9 protein-coding genes are annotated in these 8,906 nt (G+C 40.7%); all 9 read right to left on the reverse strand.

Annotated elements, in window-relative coordinates; translation table 11 throughout:
* Positions 1 to 288 precede the first annotated feature (288 nt).
* A complete protein-coding gene (locus tag AN486_RS25165) occupies positions 289 to 1,296 on the reverse strand; it encodes a saccharopine dehydrogenase-like oxidoreductase (RefSeq protein WP_290602910.1) in 1,008 nt (335 codons plus the stop codon).
* 112 nt (positions 1,297 to 1,408) lie between these two features.
* Entirely contained in the window at positions 1,409 to 1,795 is a 387-nt protein-coding gene (gene ebsA, locus AN486_RS25170) for a type IV pilus biogenesis protein EbsA (RefSeq protein WP_027402523.1), read from the reverse strand.
* Positions 1,796 to 2,317: 522 nt separating this feature from the next.
* Positions 2,318 to 3,526, reverse strand: a complete 1,209-nt coding sequence (locus AN486_RS25175) for a 4-hydroxy-3-methylbut-2-enyl diphosphate reductase (RefSeq protein WP_039204719.1) — start codon at positions 3,524 to 3,526, stop codon at positions 2,318 to 2,320.
* A 74-nt stretch (positions 3,527 to 3,600) separates the two neighbouring features.
* The gene (locus AN486_RS25180; protein ID WP_205748651.1) at positions 3,601 to 4,413 is read right to left on the reverse strand and encodes an SGNH/GDSL hydrolase family protein; all 813 of its coding nucleotides are present in this window, start codon (positions 4,411 to 4,413) and stop codon (positions 3,601 to 3,603) included.
* A gap of 169 nt (positions 4,414 to 4,582) precedes the next feature.
* Positions 4,583 to 5,971 carry an ammonium transporter gene (locus AN486_RS25185; protein ID WP_290602912.1) on the reverse strand — a complete coding sequence of 463 codons (1,389 nt, stop codon included), beginning with the start codon at positions 5,969 to 5,971 and terminating at the stop codon, positions 4,583 to 4,585.
* Positions 5,972 to 6,305: 334 nt separating this feature from the next.
* Positions 6,306 to 6,608 (reverse strand): hypothetical protein, encoded by a 303-nt coding sequence (locus AN486_RS25190; RefSeq protein WP_290602913.1) that lies wholly within the window; start codon positions 6,606 to 6,608, stop codon positions 6,306 to 6,308.
* A 240-nt stretch (positions 6,609 to 6,848) separates the two neighbouring features.
* Positions 6,849 to 7,622 (reverse strand): MBL fold metallo-hydrolase, encoded by a 774-nt coding sequence (locus AN486_RS25195; protein ID WP_027402518.1) that lies wholly within the window; start codon positions 7,620 to 7,622, stop codon positions 6,849 to 6,851.
* Between the two features lie 13 nt (positions 7,623 to 7,635).
* Positions 7,636 to 8,223: an aminodeoxychorismate/anthranilate synthase component II gene (locus tag AN486_RS25200; protein ID WP_039204718.1), complete on the reverse strand. Its 588-nt coding sequence runs from the start codon at positions 8,221 to 8,223 to the stop codon at positions 7,636 to 7,638.
* A 202-nt stretch (positions 8,224 to 8,425) separates the two neighbouring features.
* Positions 8,426 to 8,881 carry a diacylglycerol kinase family protein gene (locus AN486_RS25205; RefSeq protein WP_053538174.1) on the reverse strand — a complete coding sequence of 152 codons (456 nt, stop codon included), beginning with the start codon at positions 8,879 to 8,881 and terminating at the stop codon, positions 8,426 to 8,428.
* Positions 8,882 to 8,906: the final 25 nt, after the last annotated feature.

Genomic DNA, 8,906 nt, shown 5'->3' on the forward strand with positions numbered 1-8,906 from the left:
ACCCCCCTTCTCCCCCTACTTCCCTCCACCCGTCATTTTCGGGTTGACAGACTACTAGAATCCCCGTCTTTTTAGCAATACAACAGAGGGCGGGGTTTCCCCGCCCCTACAGGCTTTACGATTTGCTAAGAGACTTCCAAGAAATAAATTATCCTAAGAAACGAACCACAGAGGCACAGAGTACACAGAGAGAGAATTTCTGCATCAGTTTTGGGACATTTTTTTATTTGGAAGTCTCTAAATGGATCTCACAAAGAGTGCATACCGCTATAACCAATTACCAACTACCTATTTGACAAACTTAGGCATAATTTCCGCAGCCGTAAATAAGCCAGAAATGCCCCGTTGACGCAATTCTTGAGCAGCTTTAAGATAACCGAAGGCAGGACCACACACATTGGCAGCCATACTAGTTTCATCCCCTAACGTGAAGGTATGAGTAGATATTTTTCCCTCAAAAGTGCGTCCAGTGATTTTCACATTTGTACTCAGGGGCTTTTTGGCGTTACGGGTATCAACTACACCGCCAACCGTGACTCTATCCCGTGAACAAATTCCCGCCACCTCTAACATCACATCATCGGCGTGTTCCATATTTTCCAAGGTTAACACCCCATTGGTTCGATCAAGTAACGCTTCTACCTCTGCGTCAGTCATGGCTCTAGCGGCTTCTACACTATAACCGGGCATATGACCAATATCTTCCCTAACAGTGGCGCGGTAGGCTTCCCAGTTAGCAATTCCCACACCAAAGGTAATGACCACATTGTGAATTTCCGCATAACTTTGGGCAGCTAAAGCGGCAGCAGCGGTTAATAGCCCAGGAGTAGCACCACAGCCAGTCATGTAGGTAATGCCGGCGGCTTGCAGTTCATCTTTCATGGATAGGAGTTGTTCGACTGCACTGGTGCGTTTAATGGCATCTACCAGAACACCCTGCCAACCGGCTTGAATAAATTCTTTGGCAACAGAGGGGATAAAGTCATTGGGGAGGTTGGGTAAAGCCAGGAAATAACCATCTACAGTGTCACCAGTGACTTGAATTAAATCCTGAATACTGTTGTTGCTTAATGTACCAAATGCTTCTAAATGACCGATTGTACCTTGATTTTGGTAAGTAGTAATACAAGATTGGGTGTTTAAGCCCTCAGTGGAGTAAGCATAGCCATTTTGGTCGGCGACGGCGACAAGAATCATTTCTCGTTTGCTGGAAAGGAGTTTTGCGGCTGCTTGTCCAAGTCCGCCAAAACCCAGGACTCCAACGCGGATAGGTTGGTTTGTTAGTGGTGTGTTCATAGTGATTTTTGTAAGGCGTATAAACCTAAATTTCCGTATAATAGCTAGTTATGTTGGAAAAATCTAGAGGTTTCCAAGTAAACGAGGTTCATGAAGGCTGTTCTATTTTGCTTCAATCATCTAAACGTAATAATTTGCGGTAAAAGGATTTAGAAAAATCCGTGATTTTATTCCGCTTATAGTTTTCCATTAGTTCAATTAAAAAACTAATAAATTCAAAACTTGGCATCATGACTTCATAGGTTAATTCAGACGTAGAATCAAACTGTAACCGGCAAACGGTTAAGTCGGAGGGTAAGGTAGGATCATTCCAAGTGGCAACGAAGGGAACATTTTCACTACCTTCTATTTTGCGGTGTCCTTCTAACTCACGTTTTTTATAAAGAGTGATGGCATAGGGTAACAAATTCCGCTTATTACCCTGAATATAGGGTAGATACACGATAGATTGTTGCTGACTTGCAGGTTGGAGTTTATCAAAAAACGTATTACCAGTCATTGTTATATATTCCTTAAGTTAGCATGATATGGGGCTATTTTAGCCTTTTCTTCAGAGGATATTTGCACAGGATTGGGCAGATATAACAGAGCCGAACACTTTAGCTATAACCCAACAAAATTCTTGATCATGTTGGGTTTCACTATTGGTCAACCTAACCTATATTTCCTGAAGGAAGGGTAAATAAAGAAATGATATACTCAACACGGCTTATTTATTTGATTCTGTGGGTAGGGGTTTAGCAGTGATCATTGGTGTCAACTTAACGTAAAACCCATAGCCCGCCTGGGAATGAATTCCCAGTCTAATAGCAGAAGTTGTCTTTTGATGACTAAAAATCCCCAGTTTACTTTAGTAAACTTTACTTATTAGCCCGGAAATTCATTTCTGGGTGGGTGTGGAGGCCAACAAATAAGCCATCTGTAGCCTAATTTGACACCATTGAGCTTTTGCTTTACCCATACAAATCTAGGTTTTTCGTAATTTCTTAAAAGTCCATATCCCAACCGTGTTGAGTATATTTTAAACTACAGATGCTATTGCTTTGAGGGCGAAAATTTTCTCAATTATATCTTCAACTACCTTATCCGGTGTTGAAGCACCAGAAGTCACACCAACTTTAATTTCTCCTGCTGGTAGCCAATTTTCTGCAATTACTAATTCTCCTGTTAACTGCCGATGTTCAATGTTATTAATTGATTGAATCCGTTCTCCACAATCAATGTGATAGGAGGGAATACCTCGATCAAAGGCAATTTGTTGTAGTTGGGTAGTATTGGATGAGTTAAACCCACCAATAACTATGATTAAATCTACATTTTCTTCGACTAATTCTAACATAGCATCTTGACGTTCTTGAGTGGCATCACAGATAGTATTGAAATTTTGAAAATGCTGATTCAATTCTGCTGGTCCATATTTCTGCATCATTGTATGCTCCAGCATTTTACCGATTTGTTCGGTTTCACCTTTGAGCATGGTTGTTTGGTTAGCAATTCCTACTCGTTGTAAGTCTTGATCAGGGTCAAATCCTGCTGAACAGGCTTTGGAAAATTTGGCTAAAAATTCTTCACGATCGCCACCATTGAGAATATAATTAATGACATATTCTGCTTCTTTTATGTTTAAAACAATCAAATATTTCCCGGCAAAGGAACTGGTGGCAACTGTTTCTTCATGCTTATATTTTCCGTGAATAATTGAAGTATAATCACCTTTTTTGTGCTTTTCTACGGTGTTCCATACTTTGGATACCCAGGGGCAGGTAGTATCAACAATTTGGCAACCTTTATCATGCAATATTTGCATTTCTTGAACACTTGCACCAAAGGCTGGTAAAATTACTACGTCACCACTATTAACAACAGAAAAGTCTTTCAGTTTGTCAATAACGGGAATAAATTCTACTTGCATTTCTTGCATTCGTTTATTCACAGATGGATTGTGAATAATTTCGTTGGTAATCCAAATCTGTTCTGTGGGAAAATGTTGCCGGGTTTCATAAGCCATAGCTACAGCCCTTTCTACACCCCAACAAAAACCAAATGCTTGTGCTAGTTGGATGGTGACATTACCACGTTTGATGGTGTAGTTGCGATCGCGGATTTCCTGAATTAAGTTACTCTGAAACTCAGATTGTAACTTGGTAGCAACTTCCGCTTGATGACCAAAACCTTTGCGATTGTAATTGTCTGAATGTTGGAGGCTACGTTTAAAAGCTTTTGTATCCATTTTAGATTGACCACTAATAATTACTATCTTTGATTTTCTCGTGTTTCGAGGTGATTTAGATGGAAAATTTGGATTTATATCCTAGTTTTTGAGTTGATATTTTTAGGTTTAGTTGCTTGGGATGTTATTTGTTGGTTAGTATACATCTGTAAGGCAGTCCGCCAAACGAGATAACCTGGGGGACTCAGATGCAAACCATCGGTGGTAAAATCTGACCGAAGATTACCTTGTTTATCGGTGAATAAGGGATGTAAATTCAGATATTTCACCCCTTTTTCAGTAGCGAGATTATTCAATTCCTGATTCAAATTACGAATCCGAGGATTGGGAATTGCTAGGAGTTTTTCTTTTGCTTCCCAAGTTATCCCCTCCTCACCATGGGGCAAAATTGACTGAACGACAATTTCTGTTTGGGGGTGTTTTCTTTGCAAATAACTGATAATTTGCTGATAATTAGCTAAAATTTCCTGATCATCTAACCCGCGAATTAGATCATTAATGCCCACCATAATGAAAATCTTTTCCGGTTTGGTGCGATCAAAAAAATCTAATCTTTGCAGTAATCCATTGCTAACTTCCCCGGATATGCCCTGATTTAGCCAGCTTCTATCCTCAGGTAATAACTCCGGTGGAAACCATAAACTCAGAGAATCTCCCGCTAGTATGGTTAATCGCTGGGGATTTTTCCTAGCAGTTATTTTAGCTTCTTGCTTGAGAATATCCAACCATTGGGGATAACTGAGTTTATGACGGGGTCCTAATTCTGGTGCTACATATTGATTTTTCCAGTTCAGGTTAACTGGTTCTGAGGGATCTGGAATAGCTGTGGTTGCTAACACAGGGGTTAGCTTTTGCTGTCGCCAAATCAATAAGACGACCGCTAACATTAGGATAATATTAGTTAACAGTGCGAATAGTCCCCAGACAGGAAAAGTTTTTACACGATTAGACACGACGAAGAAACATTACGGATATTGAGTTTAATTGTAAATCTGTCAGTTGTCAGTTGTTAGTTGTTATTGGGAAGAAAAATATTCTCCCCTACTCCCCTGCCTTTTACTTATTAGAAATCCGATCTGCAAATTCGGAGTTATAACCTTCTTCCCCGTGTTCGTTGATATCCAAGCCTTGATCTTCGGTTTGATCTGGGACTCGTAAACCAACTGTAGCAGCAATAATTTTCAGAATGATCCAAGTTCCTACACCAGCAATAATATAGGCTATGGCGATCGCTGCTAGTTCCACAAATAATTCACCGAAGTTACCGCGCAGTACCCCATCTTTACCTCCGCTATTTACTTCCGTTGTGGCAAAGATAGCTGTTAAAATCGCCCCGATAGTACCTCCAACACCATGTACAGGATAGGTATCTAGGGCATCATCAACCTGCAATTTGTGTTTAAAACTGACAGCATAGAAGCAGAGGAAAGAGGTAATAAAACCAATTAAGATTGCGGCTACAGGGGTGACAAATCCTGCCCCTGGGGTGATTCCCACTAAACCGGCGACTGCACCTGTGGCTGCGCCAACTGCGGTGGGTTTTCCCCGTAATGTAGCTTCTAGAATCAACCACATCAACGCCCCGGCGGCAGCGGATGTATTAGTAGCAACAAAGGCGACTGTGGCTACCGTGCCAGCGGATAAGGCACTACCAGCATTAAAGCCAAACCAACCAAACCAAAGTAAGCCGGCACCCAACAAAATAAAGGGGACGTTATGGGGAGGGCTAAGACGATCTGGATAGTTTTTTCTCGGACCGAGGACAATTGCGGCTACCAGTGCCGAAATACCGGAACTAATATGCACTACTGTACCACCAGCAAAGTCTAGAGCGCCGATGCCGCCGTATAAACCTAAGAATCCTCCCTTTGCCCAAACCATGTGTGCTAGAGGTGTGTAGATAAAGGTTGACCACAGGACTACAAATAGGCAATAGGCACGGAAACTCATGCGTTCGGCGATCGCTCCCGAAATTAAAGCTGGGGTGATAATTGCAAACATGGCTTGATAGATCATGAATGCTTGATGGGGAATTGTCCCCGCATAGGAAACTACCTCCGCAGGGGCTGAACCTTGCAGATAACCTGTGGTTTCTACACCAACACCATTTAACCCCAGCCATTGTAAACCACCAATGAAGGGTAAACCAGGGGCAAAGGAAAGACTATAACCCCAAAGAACCCAGGTGACTCCCACAATCGCCATCAACACAAAACTCATCATCAATGTGTTGAGAATATTGTGCGATCGCACAAACCCACCATAAAAGAATGCTAATCCCGGTGTCATTAGCATTACTAAAGCTGAGGAAATCAGCATAAATGCTGTGTCACCTGTATTCGGACTAGGCACGGTTGCTGAGGTTTCTGCCCAAGCATTTCCTGTTAACAACCCTACCAGTAAAAATAGAGTTAAACACCCAATGATAGTCAATTTTCTGAACACTTATTTTCATTCCTCTGTGTCTACGATATTTGTCTTCATTCAATACAATTCGTAGTATTTGCTACTTTTTTTTTCTGTCTTAAAAGCTACTCAACTTCTAATTTTCCAGTAAGTTTAACAAAAATCTTATGTTTTATGCGGGTTATATTTACAAAGTTATTTATTTTCTGATGCAATAGCCACATATTGCACTGACGCAGACTACAGTCCGGTAACAATTTTATTCTTCTTTCTTCTTCTTTCTGACTCCTGATAGCGCAGCGTGGCGTTAGCCATACTCCTGACTGGGCGCAGGCCCTGCGCCCCTACCTCCTGACTCCCCCTATATAGCAACTCAATTGTTGGCAGATTCTTGAATATCGGATTTAGGTACAGCACTAGGTATTAATTCAGAAATTGGAGTTGAGTTTATTGGTGATGCTAACTTAGGTACTTCCTGGGATATTTCCACAGGTGTAATTACACTAGCATTACTGACATAATAGCCAAATATTTTATCATAGTTAGAGGCAACTGCTAAAAATACCCCACCTAAAATATATATTGGTAACGGAACAGGAACAGAAAAACCTCGTAACCACTTAAAAAATTCCGCCAAAGCAAACAGAATAAAAAAACATATAAGCCAAACACTCATCATTGCATCTGCTCCATACCAAGTCATCTTTTCACTTAATTTTAGTTGGAAATTTGTTGGGTTTCCTTGTGCCAACCCAACTTACAATAAATTAAGGGCGTTGCTGATTAAGGGTATGAATTTTAGTCTCACGCAAAGGCGCAATCACGCTTCGTGATCTCGAAGAGTAGACGCAAAGGTAAGATTTTTAAAGGTTCAATTTGGAAATTTCATACCTCGATTCAGCAACGCCTTAAGGAATCAAAACTTGTAACTCAAAAGTTGAACTTCCGTTTTTTCTGGCAAACTCTGAGAATTAACTAATACAGAATCATTGTTACTGCGGCGGACATTAATATTCACACTCTGCATCAAAGTTAGAAAATCATCTACTGGAGTAATGTCGCACTTGCCACTTTCAGCAGCTTGAGTCCGATAATGGGTAGGAATAACTAACTTAGGATTTAAGACATCAATTGCCTGTTTTGCTTCTTGATGATTATACGCTTTATCACTGCCGCCAACGGGAATAAATAATACATCAGGACGACCCATGAGAATTTTTTGTTCTAGGGTAATCGGTGCAGCAGAACCCCCCAAATGTAGCAGATTAATGCCACCTTGGTTTAATTTCCAGGCTATATTTTGCCCAAATTGTTTTCCACCCTTACGATCATGGTCTGTGGTAATTCCCTGAAATTTAACGCCCCGAAACTCATAGACACCCGGTTTATAAACTAATTTGGGATTTCCTGGTATTTTATCTATTGCCCCTTCATCCAATAATTGACTACTAATTAATACCAAATCTGATGCAACATTTGGGAGACGATATTTAGCTGTACAACCCAAATTGCTAAAGGGATTAATCAAAATTTTGACCTTACCATTGGTCAATAAAAAGCAGGTATGACCTAACCACTGAATTGATACACCACTAGATTGGGCATTTACTGGAACTTGATCACCTAAATTAGTAACTATAGCCGTTATTAAACCCGCCCCAGCGTAGCCTATCAATTGTCGTCGTTTCATAAGAATACTCGCTTTACAAAGTTCGCAAAAAATTTCTCAGCAATTCCTTACCCAAGGCAGTTAGGACACTCTCTGGATGAAATTGGACTCCTTGAATGTGAGGATATTGCCGATGTCTCACGCCCATAATTGTGCCATCTTCTACCCAAGCTGTAATTTCCAATACGTCCGGGCAAGTTTCCCGCTCAATCACTAAACTATGATATCTGGTAGCGGTTAAAGGATTTTCTAAACCTTGAAAAATTCCTATGCCTGTGTGGGAAACCTGAGAGGTTTTTCCGTGCATCAATTCTGGGGCGGAGACAATTTTACCACCGAAAACCTGACCAATACTTTGATGTCCTAAGCACACGCCTAAAATCGGTAGTTTATCTCCTAATTGGGCGATCGCACTGAGGGAAACCCCCGCATCATCTGGACGACCAGGACCCGGTGAAATTACCACTGCATCCGGGTTTAATGCCCTAATTTCATCTATAGTAATCTTATCGTTTCGTACCACTTGCAGGTCATCAGCAACTGGGAAATCTACTGCTAATTCTCCCAGGTATTGTACTAAATTATACGTAAAGCTATCGTAATTATCAATGACTAATATCACAATTTTTACCTAATTTTATTTAAAAATATCCAATACGTTCCCTGAAAACGTCTCTAAGTAGGTGAACACAATAAAACCAAAGTGTGTAAAGAAAAGTAAAATCGCCCAAAGCTTCTTCACTCTTGCCTCTTGCCTCTTGCCTCTTGCCTTCCCATAACGACAATTTTCAATGCTAACCTACTTACTATTCACAATCTACCATCTAGAAAGTAGATAGAATTAATGTTGCTAAAGGAGGCAATATTAATGTAGAGGCAACCAATAATGCTACTAAAGCAGAAACAAGTACAGCACCAGCAGCACAGTCTTTAGCAACTTTTGCCAACTCATGATAAGACTGTTTGACCGTTAAATCTACAATTGACTCAATAGCAGTATTCACTAACTCTAAGGTCAAAACTAAACCGCTGGTAACAGAAATTATGGATACTTCTACTGTTTCTAACTGTAGAAATACACTTAATCCAATAGCCAAGGCGCAGACGGCTACATGAATCCGAAAATTCCTTTGAGTCTGAAAAGCGTAGGTAATTCCAGCCCAAGCATACTTAAAACTAACAAATAGATTAGAGGCAATCTGCCAGGAAAGTTCCCTATCTTTGGACACGAGTGTTGGTAAGCTATTATTGGTTGATGACGATGAGACTTTTGGGGGCATAGAGATGAGAATAGGGGGTGGGGGG

It is taken from the genome of Anabaena sp. AL93 (genome assembly GCF_001672085.1).
GTDB classification, from domain to species: domain Bacteria; phylum Cyanobacteriota; class Cyanobacteriia; order Cyanobacteriales; family Nostocaceae; genus Dolichospermum; species Dolichospermum heterosporum.